This window comes from Niallia laureatilytica (assembly GCF_046613985.1).
Classification (GTDB): Bacteria; Bacillota; Bacilli; order Bacillales; family Cytobacillaceae; genus Niallia.
In genome coordinates this window covers 24274-47052 of record NZ_JBKKHP010000017.1, presented here as the reverse complement: position 1 = coordinate 47052, position 22779 = coordinate 24274, and the positions used below count along the sequence as shown (strand labels likewise).

Here is a 22779-nt window from a genome sequence, read left to right as displayed (position 1 = left end):
TTCTTATTTTCGAAAAAATCCAAACATAATCCTTGATTGAAAATCTACTTACCAGAATAAAAAAATAAGCCTGGTGCAAACATGCACCAGGCTTATTTTTTATAGCGCTTCTTCAAGAAGCTCCTCTAATTCAGTTTTGGAGAAAAGGTATTTTTCATTACAGAAGTGGCAGTGTGCTTCAGCCTTTTCATCTGTTGCGATCATATCTTCTATTTCTGCCTTGCCTAAACTGATAATTGCCGTTGAAAATCGCTCCTTTGAGCATGTACATGTGAACGATACGGGCATCTTCTCAATAATTTTCATATTATCTTTTCCAAAGATTTCTTCCAGAATTTCTTCCGGAGTAAGACCTTTTTCAATCAGCTTAGAAATCGGCGGTATTTCTTGTAATCTCTTCTCAATTTTTGTGATGGTTTCATCATCTGTTCCTGGCATAAGCTGAATGATGAATCCGCCAGCCGCTAAGATTGAGTTATCTGGATTAACAAGTACTCCGACACCGACAGATGAAGGTACTTGCTCTGATGTCACCAAGTAGTAAGTAAAATCTTCTCCAAGCTCCCCAGATACAATCGGCACTTGCCCTGTGAAGTAGTCACGCATTCCGATATCTTTAACAACAGACAGTGTTCCCTCTGTTCCTACCGCTCTTCTAACATCCAGCTTTCCATGTTCGTTTAAATCAAAATGAGTTTGTGGATTCGTTACATAGCCCCTTACTTCACCTTTCGCATTTCCATCAACAAGGATTAGCCCTATAGGTCCATCTCCATCTACTTTCACCGTTAGCTTTTGATCACCTTTAAGCATTGCTCCCAACATTGCTGTAGCAGATAAAGTTCTTCCTAATGCCGCAGATGCAGTAGGCCAAGTGTAGTGCCTGCGTTGAGCCTCAGCAACTGTCTCTGTGCTTCTAACAGCATATGCACGTACTTGATCGTTAAAGGCTAAAGCCTTTACTAAATAATCACTCATAAAATACCTCTTTTCCTATATTCTTATTACTTACTTTTCCTTATTTTTCTTATATATAAGCTGTAAACCTTTTAATGTTAAAAATGGATCTACTACGTCAATTGCATTTGATTCTTGACTGATGAGATTAGCTAGTCCGCCTGTTGCAATTACCTTTGGATTTTCTGAGCTCTGCTCTTTCATTCTCTTTACAATACCCTCAACTTGTCCAACATATCCATATAATATTCCAGACTGCATAGCAGATACTGTGTTTTTGCCTACCACTCCATCCGGTCGGGCAATTTCTATTCTCGGCAGCTTAGCAGCTTTAGAATATAGAGCTTCTGTCGCAATATTAATACCAGGTGCAATAGCTCCACCCATATATTGTTTATGCTCATTAACATAGCAGAATGTTGTTGCAGTTCCAAAGTCTACAATTATTAATGGGCTCCCGTATTCATGTATCGCAGCAACTGCATTAACAATCCTGTCTGCACCTACCTCTTTTGGATTATCATATTTAATGTTCAGCCCTGTTTTCGTTCCAGGACCAACTACTAACGGTTTAATATTAAAGTATTTATGACACATTCTTTCTAGAGAGAACATAATCGGCGGTACTACAGAGGAAATAATAATTCCGTCAATATCCGAAAACTTTAAGCCCACATGGTCAAACAGAGACTTGATTATCATGCCATATTCATCTTCCGTTTTAAAGCGGTTCGTTTCTATTCTCCAGTGTTGTGTCAGCTTATCGCCTTCGTATACACCTAGCACTATATTTGTATTCCCAATATCAAAAACAAAAATCAAAGTCAGTCACCACTTTTTTATTATTCTTCAAACACCATCTATTTAAGCAGCTGTTGCCCTTAATAGATGTATGGATTATTAGCACTAAAATATCATAACATACGAGCATATGTAAGTGAAATCCAATGAACTTTACGGAAGAAAAAAGGGAATGCACAAGTGTGCATTCCCTTATAGTGAAGGTTTTAATCTTCTTTAGTCTCTTCATCTTCTTTTTTCATATTGATGTTGACTTTCACATCATCATTTGTGAATGATTCAGCTTTTTTAGAACGGTCTGGAAGAACTCCATCTTTATACAGGCTAGTGATTTGTTCCGCATCCAATGTTTCGATTTCTAACAATGTTTCGGCAATCAAGTTTAGCTTCTCCCTGTTTTCAGTTAAGATTGTTTTCGCTCTTTCATAGCTCTCTTTAATGATGCGTTGAATTTCTTGGTCAATATCATATGCGATAGCATCTGAATAGTTTTGTTCATTATTCAAATCTCTGCCAAGGAAGACTTGACCTCCTTGCGCTTGACCGAATTGAAGCGGTCCAAGCTTTTCGCTCATTCCATATTCAGTAACCATTTTGCGAGCAATGTTTGTTGCTCTTTGGAAATCATTATGTGCACCAGTGCTGACTTCACCGAAGACTATATCCTCTGCCACACGGCCGCCAAGCAATCCAGTAATTTTGTCTAACAACTCTTGCCTTGTCAGTAAGAAGCGGTCTTCTTTTGGAAGCATAACTGCATAGCCTCCAGCTTGACCCCTTGGTACGATGGTAACTTTATGCACCATATCTGCCTCATCAAGGACAACACCTATGATTGTATGACCAGCTTCGTGGTATGCCACAATATTTCTTTCTTTTTTAGAAATGACACGGCTCTTTTTGGACGGACCAGCAATTACACGGTCTGTTGCCTCATCCATATCTTCCATATCAATCTTTTTCTTATCTGCTCTTGCAGCGACAAGTGCTGCTTCGTTAAGCAAGTTTTCTAAATCTGCGCCTGAGAAACCAGGTGTACGCATCGCAATGCTTTTTAAATCTACTGATGGATCTAATGGCTTGTTGCGGGCATGTACACGCAATACTGCTTCACGGCCAGTAACATCAGGTCGGTCAACAGTGATTTGACGGTCAAAACGTCCTGGACGCAATAACGCTGGGTCAAGAATGTCCGGTCGGTTAGTCGCAGCGATAATGATGATCCCTTCGTTTGCTCCAAAACCATCCATCTCAACCAACAATTGGTTCAGAGTTTGTTCACGCTCATCATGGCCTCCGCCGAGCCCTGCCCCACGCTGACGACCTACTGCGTCAATCTCATCTATAAAGATAATACATGGTGCATTCTTTTTCGCTGTTTCAAATAGGTCACGTACACGAGATGCACCGACCCCAACAAACATTTCCACAAAGTCAGATCCGCTGATGGAGAAGAATGGAACTCCTGCTTCACCTGCGACAGCTCTTGCTAATAATGTTTTACCTGTTCCTGGAGGTCCATTAAGAAGGACACCCTTCGGAATTCTTGCTCCTAGCTCAGCAAATTTTCTTGGGTCTTTCAGGAATTCTACAACTTCTACTAACTCTTGCTTCTCTTCATCCGCTCCTGCTACATCTTTAAAACGGACTTTCTTCTTCTCTTCATTATAAAGCTTCGCTTTGCTCTTTCCAAAGTTCATTACTCGACTGCCGCCGCCTTGCGCTTGGTTGAGCAAGAAGAAGAACAAGATGAATATAATGACAAAAGGAATAATAGAAGTAAAGAATGTCACCCAGCTGCTCGTTTCTTGAGCAGGAAGGACATCAATTTTTGATCCTTCTGTAGCCGCTTTATCAATGCGGTTTTGAACAGTTTCATTATTCGTTACGTAAGAAACGAAGTATTCATCTTCACTGTAAGAATCTAACTGCCCGCGTAATTCTAAAACGCCTCGTTCAGGCTGCTGTGTAATGGAACTGACATCACCTTCTTCAAGGTGCTTAATCAGATCGGTATACGATAATTGCTTGGTTGGCTCGTTATTACCATTAAAGAAACTTACCACACCAATAATTACTAAAAATATTAATAAATAAAAGATGGTATTACGGAAAATACGGTTCATCCCTTACCTCCTCCCACGGTAAACAAACTATATTGTATAGTAACATAGAAAATTGTGTAAATTCAAGAAATTACCCTCTTGAACACAAAACTTCCCTGTCACTCCAATTACTCGTTATTGTTAGTATAAACTTCTGGTTTTAAAACACCAATGTAAGGCAAATTACGGTATCTTTCAGCATAATCAAGTCCATAACCTACAACAAATTCATCTGGAACGATAAATCCAATGTAATCAGCTTGTAAATCTACTTTCCTTCCAGAAGGCTTATCAAGCAGCGTCACAATCTTGATGGACTTTGCTTTGCGGTAACGGAATAGCTCAACAAGGTAGCTTAATGTTAAGCCGCTGTCAATTATGTCTTCAATAATAAGGATATCTCTTCCTTCTACAGAAGTATCCAAATCCTTTAAGATTTTCACTTCACCAGAAGATACTGTTGAGTTTCCATAGCTAGAAACATCCATAAAGTCCATTTCCAGATATGTATCCATGCGTTTCAAAAGGTCAGCCATAAATGGCATAGCTCCTTTAAGCACTCCTACAGCTAAAGGAAATTTATCCTTATAATCCTCTGTTAATTGAAAACCAAGGTCCTTAATCTTGCCTTGTAGTTCATCTTCAGAAATCAATATTTTTTCGATATCATGTTTCATTGCTTGTGTGCCCCCTAGAAGATCATTGCTTTTTATATGTTATTAATAGATTATAACCACTATTCGCCTGCTTTAAAGAAAAAACAGATTTTTTTAGCCCAGGAACCCATAATATGTTATCGTTCCCATCTGTAATGATTGGCCATCCGTCTCTCTCTTGCAGAGGAATCTTTGCATCGATGAACAGTTTCTTCACTTTCTTCATCCCATTCATTCCTCTAACTTGTATCTTATCCCCGTTTTTCCTTGTCCTTATAACAAGCGGAAAGGTAATTGATTCAGGATCAACAAGGATAGCATCTGCAATCGGAGTTTGAATGCTGCTAGTATATTCTACCCTAATATAATGCCCATTTGGTAATAATATCTCTCCCGATTTCAAAAATTCATGATAAAAGGGTTCATTTGGTGAAATATTTAATTGAAAGTGTGCCAAATGGTAGGATTTAATTACCTTCAAACCTTCTGGGAGATCAATGTTTCCGGAAGAATGAGGATTCTGAAACAATGCAATAATTTGGTTAGTATGTAATGCGGATAAGGAAGATATCTTCTCTTTATAGAGATAATTTAATATTAGATGAATACATCTTCTTTGTAAAGAAATAGCTATTGAGAGGAATGCGTTAATATCAACTGTTATCTCATTTTCTCTCTGGCTCTTTACCACTTTACTCCAAACTGATTTCGTTGCTGCCAATAAAAAGGCCTCGTCCTCCTCCGCTTCCTCGCTAAAACGCTGAAAATGGGCTGCGGCATTCGGATTTTCCTGCTTTAAGAATGGCAGAACATGCTTTCGAAATCTGTTCCTGCTGTATACTTCTTTATCATTGCTCGGATCTCTTCTAGGGAAAAGCATATGCCTATTACAGTATTCCTCTATTTCCTGCTTTTCTAAACATAAAAATGGCCTAAATAATCTTCCCGGCCCAAAAGGGCGGCTGAAGGGAATTCCAGCTCTCGACTTAGCACTACTTCCTCTCGTCAAGCGCATTAAAATCGTCTCAATCTGATCATCTGCATGATGACCGAGGGCAAGAAGGGATATACCGCTCTCTTCCATAATTTCTTTGTAAAATGCATATCGGCATTCTCGTGAAGCCAGCTGGCCATTTTTTCCGGTTTGCTTTATAATAGCCGGCATATCGATTTGCTTCCAAATGAATGGAATGGATTTTCCCTTGCAAAATTCTTCTACAAATTTTGCATCTTCTAAAGATTCCTCCCCTCTGAACATATGATCAACATGTGCCGCTATCACCTTTATATTCCAGGCTGACTCTTTGCTCCAAAGGAAGTGAAGCAGTGCCAAGGAATCTGGTCCACCAGACACTCCAACAAGCACTCTCGCACCGCTAAGCGACAATTCCTTCTTTTTCAGATACTCTACTACCTTTTCTTCCAACATTAAAATACTTCCTTAATTTATCACTATTCTGCATAGTAATCTGTTATGACCTTTTTATGTAAGCATGCAGTCTGCTTATGTAAGAATAACATTTTTGCGAAAGCTACATCAAATGCTTTCCCTTATGTTTCCTATCGTATATTAAGTCAATTGACCATAAATATATACAATATAAAGCAATGATATGACTACTATTAATAGAATAGATTCTAGATAACCTGTCCTTTTTTTCTTTTTGGCCATCTTTTTTTGCTGTGCCTGTGCTCTTTTTGGACTAGCCCCTCTGTTTTTTATAGATGGAGCCTTTGTTTTGCCAGAGTTGCTTGTCCTTGTATTTGTCCTAGCTTCTTGGCCGCTAGAAAGTTTAATCAGCTCGCCTCTCATCTCATTAGCACTGCCGTATCTACCAGTTAGCGCTTTTGTTAGCACCTGTTCATAAGGTAATAATTCCCGCTTCTTTTGAATCATCATTTGGAGCTGCTTAAGTCCTCCTTCTAGCTTATTAAATCTCTTCGGATAAAAAATATTTATCATAATCATAGCGACAGCAAACAGATCATAAGAAGGCTCTGCCTTTCTTGATCCGAGTCCCCAGTAGCCGCGGTCATAAAATTCTGTGAACTCTTTTATTGCTCTGCCTATAATAGTAGTACCACCTACATCAATACATCTTATTCTAGTAGGAGGCCCATTTATAATTAAGTTTTCCGGCTTTAAATCTCCGAACACCCAATTGTTATCATGTAGAACTTGAAGATCCTTTAATAGCTGTATCATTAATACATTGACCCAAGAACTATCCTTATTTTCAATATAAGTTAATAAATCAGGTCCATTTATATACTCCATAACATAAAAAGATACTGTTCCACTCGTCGTGACCCAATCATCAACATCTATTAAAGAAGGTCCAAGGCTGTAACCTTGGACCTTAGCAAAGGATTTTAATACATTTACCTCTGAAATAATCGACATGCCATTATCACTTAGCTTTAAAGCAACCTTTCCAAGGGCAGAGTCTGCGAGAAACACAGTCCCATTTGCCCCAAAGCCAAGCTCTTTAATTATGGTATAATCCTTCCGATGCCATTTCCCTTTGATTATTGTTCCGCGATTAATCTTAAATGGACTCTTCATAGAATTCATCATCGTCACGTCTAATCAGACTCCTTAATGAACGTTTTTGCTTAAAGTATTGGATTGCTTCTTTTAAAGCCGGACCAGTAGGTGTAATACCCCCAGTTGTAAGCCTAGAAAAAATACTTGTTAATGATTCTAGCCGCGGAGTCCAGTCAAGCAACTTTTCGACATCTTTCTTTTTCCCGGGAAATACAAATACTGAATATCTGTTTTCACCTGATCTTGCATTCAAACTCAAAGACAAGTCAATCAAAGCTTCTTTCACTGTAGGAAGCTTATGCTTCATACTCGCACTAGTATCAACTAAAACAAGCACCTCCAGCTCAACTGTTTCACCGAGCTCATCGACAACCTCCATCACTTCTCCCCGTTTTTCCGGTGGTAAATCTTCCACACTGCTTGATTTTCCTAATATCTGCTGCAGCTCTTTGTTGACAACGCCCTGCAATGTTTGAGTCATTGCTTTTTTTGTTACCATTTGAACTGTTTGCGCTAAAGCTTGAGCGTATACAACCTGACTCACCCCTCCGCCTGAAAGGGCAATTTCCTCTATTTCTTTCAAACCACGATCATCAATAATATCCTTTTCCATTACCCCGATTACGTTTACAGTAATTCCTTGTTCGTTCGCTAATGCAGCCATTGCAATTGGATCATTTCCCTGATTAGAACACCCGTCTGTTATAAGCAATATTTGTTTTATTGTACCTGTTTTCATATTTCTCCCCTCCATCTATTAATGAGTTAGTCCCATTTTCGACGGAAAAGAGAGCATTTATACCTCTATTTTAGTGAACTAGTTTGCTTTTTGATGAAATCCTCTCATTGGGATAGAAGCCCATTTCGGTATATTATGGTTAATCTGTGCTACAAGCACAGTCATATCATCCTCAATTAGACCAGACCGAGACCTGATAACCTCTTCCATAATAAGGTCAGCAACCTCCTGTGGACTTTCTGTTTTAAGCTCTTTGATTTTCCTCTTCATCCACAAGTCAAAGTTTTCGACATGCTTTGGTCCCTCAAATACCCCATCACTCATCATGATCAATAAATCTCCTGCTTTTAATTGCTCACTTACCACATCAACATCAAATTCCTGAACAATCCCCATCGGCAAGTTGCTAGCTTGTATTTTAATTACTTTTGATCCCCTTTTTATAAAACTTGGTGTGGACCCAATTTTAAGAAACTTAGCATTTGCATTTTGCAAATCAATCATCGCCAAATCTAGAGTTGCAAATACCTCATCAGTTGTTCTTAATGACAGCACAGAGTTGATAGATTTGATCGCAACCTGTTCTTCAATTCCAGATTGAAGTATTTTCTGGAGAAGCTGCAATGTTTCCTCACTTTCGATATGCGCCCGCTCTCCATTACCCATCCCGTCACTTATTGCTACAGCATATTTGCCTAATCCAAGTTCGATCGTTGAATAACTGTCTCCCGAGATAAACCCACCATCCTTTGCAGCATGAGCAACACCTGTTTCAACGACAAATGCTTTTGCAGAACGGAATGTTGCATGGCTGTAATCATTCCCATAAGCTCCAGTCTCTTCTTTATTGACAATGATTGTTTCATTTAAAATATCTGACAGCATTGGCGCTATAAGCTTTTCACACTCTCCGAATCCTGTGTTATATGGAATGGTTATGTCAATATCAACATTTCCTTGTTCTAGACTGTAAATTTCCACATTCTCAATATGAATGCCAAATTCTTGGATAGCTTCAAGTATTAATTCCTCCTGTTTATGGTGGTTTTCTCTTTCTCTTTGTATTTCTTTCGCAAAATCCCCCATCACCTCTGAAACACCTAATAATTGGTCTGCAACTAGCTTTCTGCTTTCTTGAACTTGCTTTTTAAGTTTCTGGTTTGCTTGATACAGTGTTAATTCCTGATGAATCGCATCTACTACTTTTTTCGATCTTGTACAATGCTTCTCCCATTCTCGTGATAACCCTAATGAAATACTACCATCCGTCTCTGACATTTCTGTCATAATATCTTTCATATAGTCATAAGTTGTATTAAAGTTCCTTGCCCAGCAAGCTTCTTTTCTAAAGCAAGTTTGACATGTTTTTTCTGTCACATTGCTTAAGAAATAATCAAGCTCTCTATCTGAATCGTCTATATCTTTTTGTATATTATTCGCAGAAAAACTATTTGAAAGTGCTTCAAACACTGTGGAAAATTGGGAGACTCTTTGAGCTGTGACGTCACGCATTTTCCTCATATATTGTTGCTGCTCCTGCGAATATTCGGCAGTACCTGGAATATGCTTAGCTATCCGTGACGTAAGTAAAGATGGCGTAAGCATAAATAGAAAAACAGAGACAGTTGTTTCCATAAGAGAAACTGACAGCACACCGCCACCTTCTCCATACATGCCGATTAATAGTGTTGCAATATAAAGTCCTAATGCAACACCTACCTTTCTGCCTTCCTTCAATAATCCGCCAAGTAAACCAGAGAACGCAAGCAAGCTCATATGATAGAAACTCGAAATGCTTGCCAGACTAAATATAAGACCAGTTACAACCCCTACTGTCGAGCCAATTGTTGCACCTGCCATAAATGCAAATAAAAGCACTAAGTAGCGTGACATAATATGTTCGATTGACAAGTCATACAGACTCCACCCGATTGTTCCCGTCATAACAGAAGCCAGCATAATAATGAGACATACGATTTCTTCTGTTTTTAATGCTTGTCTCCTTTTGCCGATAGTCAATAATGGCAGACTCTGCATAAAAATTAAAGTAAGAATATATCCTAGACTCGCTTCAACAAGCGCCATCATCGCTCCATACATTGTAATTGCGCCCGAAATAATATAAGACTCGCCTAAGCTAACTAACAAAACAGTTGAAAGTACAAGAACAGGGACAAAATTATTATTATTCTCATTTTTTCTCCACTTACTGAGAGGTTTATAAATAATGAGGAATAAAAATGCGAGTATAAAACTAATAAAAGCCTCCCTTAAGGAAAGAGTAGCAGCTCCTCCAATTAAGCCTACTAGCGCTAAAGGCGCCTTATCCTTTCGCGTTAAGTACACCGCCGCAAAGAAAGGGAGGACAAACGGGGTCAGTTTAGCCAGAATTAGCGCTCTCCCCAAAAGAAAACCAATAACCAAAAGTATATAGCCTTTGGCCAAAAAAAAGCTTTCTACTTTCGTATGGAATTTATGATATATAACGCCAAATCCCTCTTTTGATTTGCCAAAGTCTACATCTGCAATACCGTCCATAATATCCCTTTCCACTTTTTCCATTTAACTCAACTCCCTATCAGGTATCGTTGCACACAATTATAAGAGTTGTAATAGTAAAAGTTTGTCAAAAGAGCGGACAAGCCTATATATTTCGCTCGACTTCTTTCAAGCAATTTCTTGCATTTAAACAAAATTCGCTAAAGCTATAGCTGACATATTCCTGTTTCTCTTTTCGACTAAAGATTATAATTAACTAATCAGCGCCTGTGTTTGCTTACCATTAACTGCATGAATAACCTTGCTCCTATCTTTTCCTGTAATCTTCTAGGCCTTGTTTTATTTGTCAAAAAATGAGTGTCAGCTTCGACTTTTTATATTAATCACCATGTTTACTTTGTCATAAAAAAAAGCAGTTGACTTTTATCGAAAAAGTTTGTATTATATATCTTGTGCCTAAGGCGCCTTTCATACATGGCGGTGTAGCTCAGCTGGCTAGAGCGTACGGTTCATACCCGTGAGGTCGGGGGTTCGATCCCCTCCGCCGCTATCCTTTAAAAAGGACGATAGATTAATCTAACGTCCTTTTTTTGTTCTTTAACAATAAAAACAAAAAAAGCAAGCCGTTATGGCTTGCTTTAAGCTATGGGAATATACGAACGATAAACCCTGCTTTTTTATAAAAAATTCAGCAGCAAGTTACCCTCGTCTAGCGCCTCTTCCCCCGCGTTTAGACTCAGTATTTCGTTTAAGAGAAGCTAACCGATCTTCACTGTCTTTTAGGAAACGAGCCATCTTTGATTCAAAGTTTTCCTTTGGAGCACGGTTATCATGCGATTTCGCATTGCGAGGTCTTGATGCGTTATTGGAGTAGCCGCCTCTAGACTCTCTGCGCTCCCCACGATCATGGGATCTTTCTGGTCTTTCTGGTCTTTCCGGTCTATCTTTTGCCTTTTTAATAGACAGGCCAATCTTGCCATCTTTCTCCACATTAATGACTTTCACTTCCACTACGTCTCCGACCTTTAAGTGATCATTAATGTCTTTTACATAATTATCTGCGACTTCACTAATGTGAACAAGACCAGTTGCACCTTCTGGGAGTTCTACAAACGCACCAAAATTAGTAATTCCTGTTACCTTTCCTTGTAACTTGCTGCCTACTTCGATTGACATAAAAAAGTTTTGCCTCCTTAAGGATATAAAAAATCATACTTATACTATATTATACAAAATAAAAAAAAAGGGTGTCAATATAACTGTTGACCTTATTATTTTCCATCAGCGCCTGTTTAATCGTTCTTATCTGGGATACTGAAGATAATTTCCCCTTTTTCAGAAAGAAGCAAATCTTTCCTTGCAAGCTTGGCCAAATAATCTTCATCATTCAATTTCACAATTTGTTCCTTTAACTGCTTTTCTTCCTTCTCCAACATAGCGATCTTTCCATCAAGCTTTTCCTTTTCAGCAGCCTTTTCTTCCAAAGTGGAGCTTTGGGATATGAGTGTTGAAATCATGAAAAAGCCGATAGCCAGTGCACAGATAGAGAAAGCAGTTAACCTTCGGAACAACAGCTTCTTTTTTCTTGCTGCACTGATACTCAGTTCTTCTTGCTGTACTGTATATTCTGTTTGTAATTTTGTCACATCTGGTTTTTTTAATACACTCATACTCTGCTCCTCCCTTCCTTACTGTTTTTTTCTATTTTTTATCCATTCCTTAACATATTTCTTTATCATGGTATAATATCCTGCCAATTTCCCAGAATATTTCTCGACGAATAATTTAATCCTTTTCGGCAAAATCAGCCATATTAAGGACAATAGCCATTTAAACGGCAACAAAACTACCTTCAGAATAAATCTTAATACCCTGATAATAAAGTTGACAAGTGCCATAAGTCCCTTTAACAAGAAAATTACCACAGAAACCATAAATAAGAGAAGTGTTTTTATAGGTTTATAGATAAGATTTACCACTAACTTGACAGTAAGCTGGTAGAATCGGACACTAACAGAAATAATAAGCTTCAAAAACGAAAGATAAATTGATTTCAATAAGGCTTGGTATGCTGCAAAACCTAATAACACTGCTAGTACCAAATAGATTCTAATTTCACCTTGGTTCACTAAAAATAGCACATAAAATATTAACAAAGCCTGCAAAACCCAAAAAAGGAGGTCATGGAAAAAGACAATGGTTCTTTTCCTTTCAGCTCTTTTCAAAAAGAACTGATACGTATCTAAGCTTATCCCAAAAAACAAACCCATGCCAACCATAGCCAGCATGGTCATGAATTGTGTAGATAGTGTCATCGGAATATCTTGCTAAAGAAACCCTTAGCTTTTTCTCCGCTTTGTTCATCAACATAAATCAATTCAAACACTTTGCCCTTAATAGAAACAATTCCTTTTTCCACATCCAGGTTTTTCATTTGCAGGTTTTGTCCTCGAATAGATAAGAAACCCATCACTGTCTCCAGCAAAAACTCTTCATTATCAAAGCTTTCCACTTGCTTAACTCCTGTAATGTCAAGCAATCTTCTTCCTCTCATGATAACATCATGCTCTATGTTGCTCGTTTTCGCAGTATTGGAATCATAATTTTGGTTCATATCCTTATCCCTCACAATCACAAAAGTACAATCATTTGTACAAGTGTATGAGGAGGGAGTCGAAAAAAGAACAAGCTCTTTTCCCAAAAATTGATCGCTTGGTTACTCTGTCTTTTATTCCCCGGTAATTCCTTTAGTTAAACTAGGATACTGTCTCTTCTTTAATGATTTTATACATATTAGCCGCATCTTCTTTTTTTGTAGATTCTTGCAGTATTTCTATTTGGACCGTCACTAGCTTTTGGCCAAAACGGACTTGCAGTTCATCGCCCACTTTAACATTACTGCTGGCTTTTGCCTGAATTCCGTTTATAAGAATACGTCCTTGATCTGCAACCTCTTTAGCCAATGTTCTTCTTTTAATTAATCTGGAAATTTTTAAAAATTTATCTAATCGCATGTCTATTCACTCCTTATCCTTTCTCCATCTGTTTAGCTTCTTCCCAATAACTATCTAAAATTTCTAATGGCAGCTCCTGCACTTCCTTACCCAATTCCTTAACCTTTGCTTCAATAAAATGAAAACGGCTGATGAACTTTTGATTTGTGCGGAAAACAGCTAATTCTGGATCTATCTTGTAATATCTAGCTACATTTACAAACGAGAACAGAATGTCGCCAAATTCTTTTTCCATTTCTTCTTTACTTGCCCCATTCTCTACTTCTTCTCTGAACTCTATCATTTCTTCTTTCACTTTATCCCAAGCTTCTGCAACTTCCGGCCAATCGAATCCAGCTTTTGCGGCTTTACTTTGAAGATCATAAGCTCTGGAAAGATTAGGCGAGCTACTTAAAACCCCATCAAGCAAGGAAGCTTGCTTTTCTGGCTTTTCCGCAGTTTTTGCTTGCTGCCATGTATCCAAGACATCTTCCACTGTTTCTAACTTCTCTTTTCCAAAAACATGAGGATGTCTCCGCACCATTTTTTCTGATATTCCTTCTATCACATCATCAATGGAGAAATAGCCTTCATCTTCACCTATTTGGCTATGAAGCATAACCTGCAGCAATACATCTCCGAGTTCTTCTATTATATTATCGATATCACCCTCATTGATTGCCTCAATAAGTTCAAATGATTCTTCAATTAAATATTTTCTAAGCGACTCGTGGGTCTGTTCCTTATCCCAGGGACATCCTTCGGGACCTCTTAATGTTGCAATAATCTGCCGCAACTTTGCAAACTGTTTATAAAGCATTCGCTCCTCTTGCACTGGTGGAATATATAACGATGTTAAGTTATTCAACTCTACCTCTCTATCCAATTCATGAAGCTCAATTTCCTTGATGCGCTCCTGCGCACTGCCTGCAGCTGTTACAATCACTACAGGATAGTCATAAGGAAGCTTTTCCATTAAGGTAAGCTTAACTTCAGATGCTGAAAAAGCATCATACACTTGTCCAATGATAAGATGTTGCGTGAACTGCAACTCATCTTTTCGCAAGTCTGTACCATCCAGTAGCTGAAAACCATCGATAGGGTCAATTTTCAACGCTTGAAAGATATTATCTAAAAAGCTTTGACCTCCGCCAATCTTTAAGTTAACCTCACCCTTTTCACTTTTTTCAATAAGGAGCTGAACTGTTTTTTCTGCTACAAGAGGATGACCTGGCACTGCATACACGATAGCTTCTTTCTCTGCCTCTACCATTAAAACATCCACGATTTCACTATAAACAGCGTCAAATTGATCATGCTTCTCATATATATAATCCATATAAATAAATTCGCCGCCCTCTTCTTCAAGTACAGCAAGAACAGGATGATCCTTCGTACGCACATAAACCTTTTGCTTATTATTCATTAAGCTTCTATAAACACCAAGCGGAAGCTGGTCAATATCACCTGCACCTAGTCCTATTACTTCAATGTTTCTCATGCTATTTTCTTCCTTTCTTAGGTAAAAACCAGCTTAACTTCCTTCCGAACGGCAATACCAGCAAATCTTGCTCTTTAAACACATTGCCTCTAAGAACGAGGAAGACATAAACAAATCCTCCAAGCACTACTCCCGTCAGAGATTGAAATGCGGACAGCAAACGGCTGTCTTCTCTTTGCATAAATATATCTGTCAGAAGAATATACCCTTCAACAGATAAGTACATACATATAGCCGCAAACAAAATAATGACTATATGCTTGCTATTTACAAGCGGCACTTTCAATAGCATATATAATTTAACAGCCATTAATACAAGAATGATAAGCAGTGTTAAGTTAGTCGCATAGGCTGCTCCGCTCGTTCCAAACGCAGAAACAAACGGGCCGTTTAACACATACTTAATGACAAACCCAAATAAAACAATAACAGCTGGGAAAAGAGTAGAACCCAATCCTTGAAGTACTGCAGTACATGTAACAATCATTGCATTAAGCAGAATGACAAAGCATAAAACCGCTAGTACCTGGGACCCTTGTTCATTTTGGAACAGCATGCTGTTTACTTCACTAATCATGCTTAGCAGACCAACGGAGGCACCAAACCCAAAGAAAAGGCTGACCACTAGTGAAAATCTTACCTTTTCAGCTAAAATGCTCTTTTCCTTTTTCATTCTTTCACCTGTAATAAATGGTACTAATGTTAAAGCCATTGAAGTAGAAATGACTGTCCCAAGCTGTATTAACGGCTGTCCTCTGTCATATATTCCTTTAAGCACCTTTGCCTCTTCTTCATTAATTCCAGCAGAAAGAAGCTGAGTATAAATTGTTAAAGAGTCAGCAAGCTGTAATAAGATGAGCAGCATACTGCTTATTGAAATAGTAATTCCTTCATATATGATTCTTTTTATAATTTTTCTATTATCACTGTTCCATAATTTGCGAACAGACGAGATACTACGCAGAGAGTGATGCTTTTTATAAAAGTAAAACAACACTAAAAAGGAAAGCAAACCTCCTGTTACAGAGCCAAGCATCGCACCTGCTCCAACCGCATATAACGAATAGCCTTTGCTTATGAAATAAACGGAGCAAAAAAGAATGGTGCCTACCCTCATCAACTGTTCAGCAACTTGAGAAAAAGCAGTTGGAACCATGTTGCCTTCTCCTTGGAGCAATCCCCTAGATGTAGCAACAAAAGGTGTGAATAAAAAGGCAAATGATATCACTTTAATCAGAATAGCTAACTCTTCATCACCCATAGCAGCTGACAAATACTCTGCTCCAAAGAATAAGAACAAGAATGAGCCTATTCCCAAGGAGTATAAAAGCAAAAAGGAGGAACGAATAAGTCCTTCCAGTCCAATTACATCGCCCTTTGATTTCATTTCTGTATATAGCTTAGATATAACAACGGGAAATCCATATGTACTTAAAGCTATTGCCACACCATAGATTGGATAAACCTGTTGATATATATAAAAACCTGTATCTCCGACTATATTTTGAAAGGGTATTCTGTATACAGCGCTCAATATTTTTACGACAAGCGCTCCAACTGTCAGGATGATAGCACCTGTGAACCAATTATTTGATTGTTTAGGCACAAGCAAGGCCCCTTCCATCTTCTGTTTCGCTTGTATTATAGCACAATTCCACCCTAGTTGCCTTTGCACACTACATCAAAAATGCTAAAAAAAGGAAAATACAAAAAGCATTTTCCTTTTTTCTGTTACAGAAAAGATGTCACAATTATAATAAGAATGAGAGGTCCAAAAATGATGGCATATCCTAACGGTTGTGCAAAGTTGATGCTCCAGCCTATTCCGAACCTTTTCTCTACGAACAACGATGGATCATTTTTATTGAAATAGAAAAGTCCTCCCTTCCAATGATAGTCTGAGTCAAAATCAGAAACTTCCTTCGTGACGTCAGCTTTTGTCAATGCCTCAAGCTGCACATTTAGCTTTCCTACTTTAATTGCATATACAAGAGTCCCAATCAATACTACCGCTAGAAATGCTAACGGGAATAACAGCATTAGAGTCTCGGCAAATATGCCGGGATAAATAATGGATAATTGCAGGAAGGACAACAATACCGTTATTACTAAAGAGATGATCGCTAAAAACCAGCTGTTGTACTTTCTCATAAGCAGCTGCCTTGTCTTAGAACCAGATTTGTTAGAAGCGCTAATCTTGATTCCCGATTTTCTAGTAAATTCGTGGATGGCAACAAACATGGACTGCATAACCAATAGGAGCAGCAGATGGGAAAGAACGGAAAGATAGCTTTTTTCCGTAAAACTGTCGGGTTGACCATTAGCTCCCCAGTGGGTTGGAATACTGTCTGGTATTTGAGTATATTGCGTGAGGGTAAGCACACTTAAACCTAGTGTTAAAAGAATCGGCATAGCTACTATAAACCATGGCAGCATTTCGTCGAGCTTTCTGACGCTCAAGTCTGTAATCTTCACTTCCTTTAAAGCGGCAGACCAACCTGTACGCTTCTTCAACTCCGACATCTTTCCATGGCAGTAAAAATATAAGATTAGTCCCCAAAGCATCGAAGATAATAGAAGCACCATACCTAAAGCTGCTCTAACACTTGGATTCAGTTCATTCATCCATATTGCATAACCAGCAATAATAGCCAGTGAACCGGCTGAGTAACTGATCACATATAGTTTTTTATAAAACTGCACCCTCTTTTCATCTTTATACTCATCCGGTACATACACACCAAACACATGTGTTTTTCTCATGACAACAGGGATAATACTTTGCATCACTGTTTGAAAAACCATTAACACTATAAATATTCCTTGTTCCATGTTTATTCCCCCTTATATTCATTGATCAGCAATTCTACAAGACCGTTTATCTCTGCTTTCCCCATTCCTAATGTCATTGCCTCAAGCAATACTGGCTTCATTTCTCTAACAAGCCGCTCATAATGCTCAGACCCAGGATTCGCATGTTGAAGTCTTACAATCGCCCCTGATTTCGGGATAATTTGAATAATCCCTCTCTTTTCGAGCTCATGATAGCTTTTATTAACTGTATGCATGTTAATACCTAGGTCAGCTGCTAAGGACCTTACAGAAGGAAGCATGTCTCCCTCCTTTAATTCCCCTTTTAAAATTCCCTCCATTAATTGATGTATTAATTGCGAATAAATAGGGAAGTCTGATTGAGGGTCTAATTTAATATACATTTTTATTCTCCTTACTTGTTATACCTTTATTATAACAGATTTGTTCTACACTTCATATAACAAGACACTGATTTTCTTTTAAAAACAACAAAAAAGGCAGCCAATATAGCTGCCCTTAACAATATTAAGATTAGGATTCCATTTGTCTAGCTAAAAAGCCAGCAGCAGTTTCTACTGCTTTCTTTTCTACCTCGCCAAGAGTACCTTCTTTAGAAAAAATGATAACTGCACCAATTGGATCACCATTTGCAATGATTGGTCCGATGGTATAGGCAGAAACAGTTTCTGTATTGTTATCTACGAGTGCAATTTGCTCTTGCTGTGTAATAAGGACTGATCCTCTGTCCTCCATTGCCTTCTCAATAACTTCACTGATATTCTTGTTTAAATATTCCTTCTTCGACCCACCGGCAACTGCGATATAGGTATCCCTGTCACAAATTAATACAGAGTTTCCTAAGCTATCATAAAGAGCTTCTGCATACTCTTTAGCAAAATCACTTAGCTCGCTAATAGGAGAATACTTCTTCAAAATTACTTCCCCATCGCGATCTACGAATATTTCCAGTGGATCTCCTTCACGGATACGTAAAGTTCTTCTGATTTCTTTTGGGATAACGACACGACCCAAATCATCGATTCGACGCACAATTCCAGTTGCTTTCATTTCATGTTGCCTCACTTTCATCAGATGATTTTTTAATATTGGTAAGTATTTCTTCTGTAAAATATGAAATGCTACCATATTTAAACTTAGTATCTTTCATATGGAAAGTTCTATACATTAACTACGTAAAATTTTCTCTTCGATGTGAATATTACCATCTTAGGTAACACGGGACATTTTCTGCAAAATTTACAGTTGCGGCTAAAGACATTTTTTCCAAAACAAAACATAAACATTGGCATTGCTTTGACAAAAAAGCGGAATCCATTAAAAAGCTGCCTTTTAGCAATTATATCTCTGGTTTTCTTTACCCCTGTCCATATTAGATAAACCTGCGCATAGGCATAATAAGACAAAAAAACTGTTTGGATACAAGCATGATGCCCTCTCCAAACAGTTTTCAGTTATCATATTTTCAGCTTGCCTCTTGAGGCTCTTTTTTAAATGTGCTCAAGGCCTCTACCATTTCATAACAAGCATTTAGCCACTTATCTGTTTCAATTCCTTTTACATGGAGGACGATTTTTAATTTTTTGCCATCCATTCCTAAACCAATCATACGGCCAAACTTCGAACTCTTCTCGAAAATCTTCTGTCCGTCCATTAAACTGCTGCCATGCTCAGACAATAGAATCAGAACTTCTTCTTTCGATTGTTTAATAAGCTCTACTCCAGCAGCTTTTCCATACAGCTTCATTTCTGTCAATTTGAACAAATAAGCAACCTCAGATGGATAATCTCCAAATCTGTCGACCATTTCATCCTGAAGCTCTGAAAGCTCATCAAAGGACGCAACCCCTCTGAACCTCTTATACATTTCAATCTTCTGCTGACCATCACTAATATAAAAGTCTGGGATATAAGCATCAATATCCAGATCTAGATCAATTGTCTGTTTCTGCTGCTCATCAAATGTACCTTTTCTTTCTTCAATAGCATCCTTGAGCATTTGAGAATACAAATCAAATCCGACTGAATCAATAAATCCATGCTGCTGTGCTCCGAGAAGATTACCTGCTCCTCTTATCGTCAAATCTCTCATGGCAATTTTGAAGCCTGAACCAAGTTCAGTAAATTCCTTGATTGCCTGCAGCCTTTTTTCTGCTACTTCTGTGAGAACTTTATCCTTGCGGTAAGTAAAGTATGCATAGGCAACCCGGTTTGAGCGTCCCACACGTCCGCGCAGCTGGTAAAGCTGGGAAAGACCCATGCGATCAGCATCCTGAACAATTAGTGTATTTACATTCGGGATATCTACACCTGTCTCAATGATGGTTGTGCTAACCAACACATCAAACTCTCCCTCTAGGAAGCTGAGCATAACCGATTCCAGCTCATTTTCGGTCATTTGCCCGTGGGCATATGTTACCCTTGCATCTGGGACAAGCATCGATATTTCCTCTGCTTTCCGTTCAATATCTTCAACCCGGTTATACAGGAAGTAGATTTGCCCGTTACGTGCCAATTCCCTTTCAATCGCTTCACGCACTAGTGCTCCGTTATATTCCATTACATATGTCTGTATTGGGAAGCGGTTCTCCGGCGGTGTCTCAATAACAGAAAGGTCGCGCACACCCAGCATTGACATATGCAGCGTTCTCGGAATAGGAGTTGCTGTTAATGTCAGAACATCTACGTTAGTTTTTAGCTGCTTGATTTTTTCTTTATGCGTAACACCAAAACGCTGTTCTTCATCAATGATCAGCAAACCTAAATCACGATAAGTAATATCCTTTGAAAGAATACGATGTGTTCCCACAACGATATCAAAGGTGCCTGCTTTTAACCCTTTAATAGTGTCTGTCTGCTGCTTTCTTGTCCTAAATCTGCTTAATAATCCTATTTCAATCGGATAATCCTGGAATCGCTCTCTCAAAGTCTCATAATGCTGCTGTGCTAAGATTGTTGTAGGCACAAGAAAAGCGACTTGCTTTCCATCTGCAATTGCTTTGAAGGCTGCACGAATGGCAACTTCCGTTTTCCCATAGCCAACATCTCCACATAACAGTCTATCCATTGGGCGTTCTCTTTCCATATCCTTTTTGATCTCATGGATAGAGCGTAGCTGATCTTCTGTCTCTTGGTATGCAAAGGATGATTCAAATTCCCGCTGCATTTCTCCATCTGGAGAGAAACCATAGCCGACGGCTGCTTCCCGCTCTGCATATAGCTTAATAAGATCATCAGCAATGTCCTGAACAGATGATTCAACCTTCTTCTTAACCTTCTTCCAATCATTGCCGCCCAATTTATATATTTTTGGCTCTTTGCTCTCTGACCCTACATATTTTTGCACTAAGTCTATCTGATCAACAGGAACATACAGCTTGTCGCTGCCTTGATAGCGTAAATGGAGGTAATCTTTATGAATACCATTGATTTGCAATGTTTCAATTCCTAAGTACTTACCAATCCCGTGATTTACATGCACAACATAATCGCCAATTTTCAACTCAGAATAGCTCTTTATTCTTTCTGCATTAGAAAGCTTTTGCCTCCGTGCAGATGATTTTTTCACTTTAGTCTTAAACAGCTCTTCCTCAGTAATAACAGCAAGCTTTAATAATGGCATTTCAAAGCCAGACTGAAGGCTTCCCTCCAGCAGCTGAATTTTGCCTGTCGCAATCCTGTCATTGTCTGTTTGAATATCTGCCTGAATATCATAATCTTGAAGCACTTGTTCTAGCTTCTCTAACCTTTCCTGATTGTTCGCTAAAACAAGGACAGAGTACTTATTCTTCTTCCAACGATCCATCTCAGATTTAAGCACATTCATTTGCCCGTGGAAGCTTTGCATTTGTTTACACGTAACATTAATGATATTCTGCGGATTCGTATTCGGAACATGGCGCAGGAATAAAGACATATAAACAATTGGCTGCACAGCCTTATGAAGCAAATCTTGGACATTTTGCGAAAGCTTCATGTCATGAATGATTTCCCCTTCATTCAGCAGGCCAGTATACCAATCAGCCTCTTCCTTCTCCAATGTATCGTTCATTTCTTGAACTCTACTAATTTCATCAATAAAAACCAGACCATTTTTTGGTAAATAGTCTATCAAACTTGTATGATCAGGATATAGAAGAGATAAATATTTATAGAGCTGCTCCGGCTTCTGGCCATTTTTCAGCTGCTCAATCTCATGTCCTATATTCTGTGCAAGCAGTGTCTTCGTCTTTTCATCTTTAATCTTTTTCAGACTTTTTGCCAAGCCAGTCTCGACCTTTGCTGCAAAAGCCTCCAGCTCAACTGTATCAATAATAACCTCTGTTGCTGGACCAATTGTTATGGAAGAGAGCTTATCTTTTGAACGCTGGTCTTCTAGTGAGAATGTTCGAATAGAATCAATTTCTGTATCAAACAATTCCATACGTAGGGGATACTCCTCAGTTAAAGGATAAATATCCAATATACCCCCTCTTAAACTGAAGTCACCAGGGGCAGAAACCATATCTGTTCGTACATATCCAGTCGTAACAAAGCGTTGGATGAGCTCTTCCAGATTAATATCCTTACCGACTTCAAGTTCAATTTGCTGTGCTTGCCACAGACTTTTTGGTGGAAGCATCTTTCTCAAACCCGCAACAGGGACAATCAGTATCCCTTTAGCTGTTTTATCATTTGTCCAGTGGTTCAGCACTTCAATCCGCTGTGCCTTTAATTCTGGACTGGAGATACTAATTTCAGCAGCTATAAGCTCATTGGCAGGGTACAAGAATACTTCCTTCTCGTCCACTACATTAGTTATATCATCATAAAGTTTTTGTGCCTGAAGCAGATTTGGTGCTACTACAACCACTGGTCTTTTTGTTTGCTCATATATAGAAGTCATAAATAGTGTTCTTGCAGAGTTAGATAAACCAGAAACTATTTGTTCCTTCAACCCCGCCTCAACACCAGACATGACATTTTTAATGTCTTCCTGTTTATTGAATAATTTTTTTAGGCCTAACAATAGAAGATTCCCTCCCTACTTAAAAAATGAAAAAACAATCTTGTTTTTTCGTACAAATTACACCTATCATACATTTTATCTGCCCCTTGAAGCCTGTTTATCTATTTATAATTTTTTTGTTTAGATCAATAATATTATAT

19 protein-coding genes and 1 tRNA gene are annotated in these 22779 nt (G+C 38.5%); 1 reads left to right on the top strand and 19 read right to left on the bottom strand.

What is annotated here, in order from left to right:
- Window positions 1–99 precede the first annotated feature (99 nt).
- From hslO to spoIIE, 8 genes are all read right to left on the bottom strand, one after another.
- On the bottom strand, window positions 100–978 hold the full coding sequence (hslO, locus tag ACLIJJ_RS24855; protein ID WP_233318771.1) for an Hsp33 family molecular chaperone HslO: 879 nt from the start codon (window positions 976–978) through the stop codon (window positions 100–102).
- 30 nt (window positions 979–1008) lie between these two features.
- Window positions 1009–1779 carry a type III pantothenate kinase gene (locus tag ACLIJJ_RS24850; protein WP_233318773.1) on the bottom strand — a complete coding sequence of 257 codons (771 nt, stop codon included), beginning with the start codon at window positions 1777–1779 and terminating at the stop codon, window positions 1009–1011.
- 185 nt (window positions 1780–1964) lie between these two features.
- On the bottom strand, window positions 1965–3884 hold the full coding sequence (ftsH, locus tag ACLIJJ_RS24845; protein ID WP_233318775.1) for an ATP-dependent zinc metalloprotease FtsH: 1920 nt from the start codon (window positions 3882–3884) through the stop codon (window positions 1965–1967).
- A gap of 107 nt (window positions 3885–3991) precedes the next feature.
- Window positions 3992–4540, bottom strand: a complete 549-nt coding sequence (hpt, locus tag ACLIJJ_RS24840; protein WP_233318777.1) for a hypoxanthine phosphoribosyltransferase — start codon at window positions 4538–4540, stop codon at window positions 3992–3994.
- Window positions 4541–4562: 22 nt separating this feature from the next.
- The gene (gene tilS, locus ACLIJJ_RS24835) at window positions 4563–5948 is read right to left on the bottom strand and encodes a tRNA lysidine(34) synthetase TilS (RefSeq protein WP_237940524.1); all 1386 of its coding nucleotides are present in this window, start codon (window positions 5946–5948) and stop codon (window positions 4563–4565) included.
- A 141-nt stretch (window positions 5949–6089) separates the two neighbouring features.
- On the bottom strand, window positions 6090–7097 hold the full coding sequence (locus ACLIJJ_RS24830; protein ID WP_233318832.1) for a protein kinase domain-containing protein: 1008 nt from the start codon (window positions 7095–7097) through the stop codon (window positions 6090–6092).
- Window positions 7069–7806: a vWA domain-containing protein gene (locus tag ACLIJJ_RS24825; protein ID WP_237940522.1), complete on the bottom strand. Its 738-nt coding sequence runs from the start codon at window positions 7804–7806 to the stop codon at window positions 7069–7071. The genes ACLIJJ_RS24830 and ACLIJJ_RS24825 overlap by 29 nt, the downstream gene beginning before the upstream one ends.
- Before the next feature lie 78 nt (window positions 7807–7884).
- Window positions 7885–10368: a stage II sporulation protein E gene (spoIIE, locus tag ACLIJJ_RS24820; protein ID WP_237940520.1), complete on the bottom strand. Its 2484-nt coding sequence runs from the start codon at window positions 10366–10368 to the stop codon at window positions 7885–7887.
- Between the two features lie 413 nt (window positions 10369–10781).
- Here spoIIE and ACLIJJ_RS24815 point away from each other — a divergent pair.
- A tRNA-Met gene (locus ACLIJJ_RS24815) sits at window positions 10782–10855 on the top strand.
- A 149-nt stretch (window positions 10856–11004) separates the two neighbouring features.
- On the opposite strand, the gene ACLIJJ_RS24810 is transcribed toward ACLIJJ_RS24815, so the two are convergent.
- From ACLIJJ_RS24810 to mfd, 11 genes are all read right to left on the bottom strand, one after another.
- Window positions 11005–11481: a S1 domain-containing RNA-binding protein gene (locus ACLIJJ_RS24810; protein WP_233318785.1), complete on the bottom strand. Its 477-nt coding sequence runs from the start codon at window positions 11479–11481 to the stop codon at window positions 11005–11007.
- A gap of 116 nt (window positions 11482–11597) precedes the next feature.
- On the bottom strand, window positions 11598–11975 hold the full coding sequence (locus ACLIJJ_RS24805; RefSeq protein WP_233318786.1) for an FtsB family cell division protein: 378 nt from the start codon (window positions 11973–11975) through the stop codon (window positions 11598–11600).
- Window positions 11976–11993: 18 nt separating this feature from the next.
- On the bottom strand, window positions 11994–12620 hold the full coding sequence (gene yabQ, locus ACLIJJ_RS24800; RefSeq protein ID WP_411411846.1) for a spore cortex biosynthesis protein YabQ: 627 nt from the start codon (window positions 12618–12620) through the stop codon (window positions 11994–11996).
- Window positions 12617–12919 carry a sporulation protein YabP gene (gene yabP, locus ACLIJJ_RS24795; protein ID WP_233318790.1) on the bottom strand — a complete coding sequence of 101 codons (303 nt, stop codon included), beginning with the start codon at window positions 12917–12919 and terminating at the stop codon, window positions 12617–12619. Before yabP ends, yabQ begins: the two co-directional genes overlap by 4 nt.
- A gap of 142 nt (window positions 12920–13061) precedes the next feature.
- Entirely contained in the window at window positions 13062–13319 is a 258-nt protein-coding gene (locus tag ACLIJJ_RS24790) for an RNA-binding S4 domain-containing protein (RefSeq protein ID WP_233318792.1), read from the bottom strand.
- 13 nt (window positions 13320–13332) lie between these two features.
- Window positions 13333–14799, bottom strand: a complete 1467-nt coding sequence (yabN, locus tag ACLIJJ_RS24785) for a bifunctional methyltransferase/pyrophosphohydrolase YabN (protein ID WP_411411845.1) — start codon at window positions 14797–14799, stop codon at window positions 13333–13335.
- A 1-nt stretch (window position 14800) separates the two neighbouring features.
- Window positions 14801–16405 (bottom strand): putative polysaccharide biosynthesis protein, encoded by a 1605-nt coding sequence (locus tag ACLIJJ_RS24780; RefSeq protein ID WP_233318797.1) that lies wholly within the window; start codon window positions 16403–16405, stop codon window positions 14801–14803.
- A gap of 125 nt (window positions 16406–16530) precedes the next feature.
- Window positions 16531–17631, bottom strand: a complete 1101-nt coding sequence (locus tag ACLIJJ_RS24775) for a DUF1648 domain-containing protein (protein ID WP_233318798.1) — start codon at window positions 17629–17631, stop codon at window positions 16531–16533.
- A gap of 2 nt (window positions 17632–17633) precedes the next feature.
- Entirely contained in the window at window positions 17634–18014 is a 381-nt protein-coding gene (locus tag ACLIJJ_RS24770; RefSeq protein ID WP_233318800.1) for a GntR family transcriptional regulator, read from the bottom strand.
- Between the two features lie 130 nt (window positions 18015–18144).
- Window positions 18145–18681 carry a stage V sporulation protein T gene (gene spoVT / locus ACLIJJ_RS24765; protein WP_192486470.1) on the bottom strand — a complete coding sequence of 179 codons (537 nt, stop codon included), beginning with the start codon at window positions 18679–18681 and terminating at the stop codon, window positions 18145–18147.
- Between the two features lie 415 nt (window positions 18682–19096).
- On the bottom strand, window positions 19097–22639 hold the full coding sequence (mfd, locus tag ACLIJJ_RS24760; RefSeq protein WP_411411844.1) for a transcription-repair coupling factor: 3543 nt from the start codon (window positions 22637–22639) through the stop codon (window positions 19097–19099).
- Between the last annotated feature and the right edge of the window lie 140 nt (window positions 22640–22779).

Excerpts from the sequence above, each read along its gene's own strand:
- yabQ (WP_411411846.1), bottom strand. The coding sequence starts at position 12,620 with ATGACACTATCTACACAATTCATGACCATGCTGGCTATGGTTGGCATG.
- ACLIJJ_RS24770 (WP_233318800.1), bottom strand. The coding sequence starts at position 18,014 with ATGTATATTAAATTAGACCCTCAATCAGACTTCCCTATTTATTCGCAA.
- hpt (WP_233318777.1), bottom strand. The coding sequence starts at position 4,540 with ATGAAACATGATATCGAAAAAATATTGATTTCTGAAGATGAACTACAA.
- yabP (WP_233318790.1), bottom strand. The coding sequence starts at position 12,919 with ATGAACCAAAATTATGATTCCAATACTGCGAAAACGAGCAACATAGAG.
- ACLIJJ_RS24825 (WP_237940522.1), bottom strand. The coding sequence starts at position 7,806 with ATGAAAACAGGTACAATAAAACAAATATTGCTTATAACAGACGGGTGT.
- tilS (WP_237940524.1), bottom strand. The coding sequence starts at position 5,948 with ATGTTGGAAGAAAAGGTAGTAGAGTATCTGAAAAAGAAGGAATTGTCG.
- ftsH (WP_233318775.1), bottom strand. The coding sequence starts at position 3,884 with ATGAACCGTATTTTCCGTAATACCATCTTTTATTTATTAATATTTTTA.
- spoIIE (WP_237940520.1), bottom strand. The coding sequence starts at position 10,368 with ATGGAAAAAGTGGAAAGGGATATTATGGACGGTATTGCAGATGTAGAC.
- hslO (WP_233318771.1), bottom strand. The coding sequence starts at position 978 with ATGAGTGATTATTTAGTAAAGGCTTTAGCCTTTAACGATCAAGTACGT.
- ACLIJJ_RS24775 (WP_233318798.1), bottom strand. The coding sequence starts at position 17,631 with ATGGAACAAGGAATATTTATAGTGTTAATGGTTTTTCAAACAGTGATG.
- ACLIJJ_RS24830 (WP_233318832.1), bottom strand. The coding sequence starts at position 7,097 with ATGATGAATTCTATGAAGAGTCCATTTAAGATTAATCGCGGAACAATA.
- ACLIJJ_RS24805 (WP_233318786.1), bottom strand. The coding sequence starts at position 11,975 with ATGAGTGTATTAAAAAAACCAGATGTGACAAAATTACAAACAGAATAT.
- spoVT (WP_192486470.1), bottom strand. The coding sequence starts at position 18,681 with ATGAAAGCAACTGGAATTGTGCGTCGAATCGATGATTTGGGTCGTGTC.
- ACLIJJ_RS24810 (WP_233318785.1), bottom strand. The coding sequence starts at position 11,481 with ATGTCAATCGAAGTAGGCAGCAAGTTACAAGGAAAGGTAACAGGAATT.
- ACLIJJ_RS24790 (WP_233318792.1), bottom strand. The coding sequence starts at position 13,319 with ATGCGATTAGATAAATTTTTAAAAATTTCCAGATTAATTAAAAGAAGA.
- yabN (WP_411411845.1), bottom strand. The coding sequence starts at position 14,799 with ATGAGAAACATTGAAGTAATAGGACTAGGTGCAGGTGATATTGACCAG.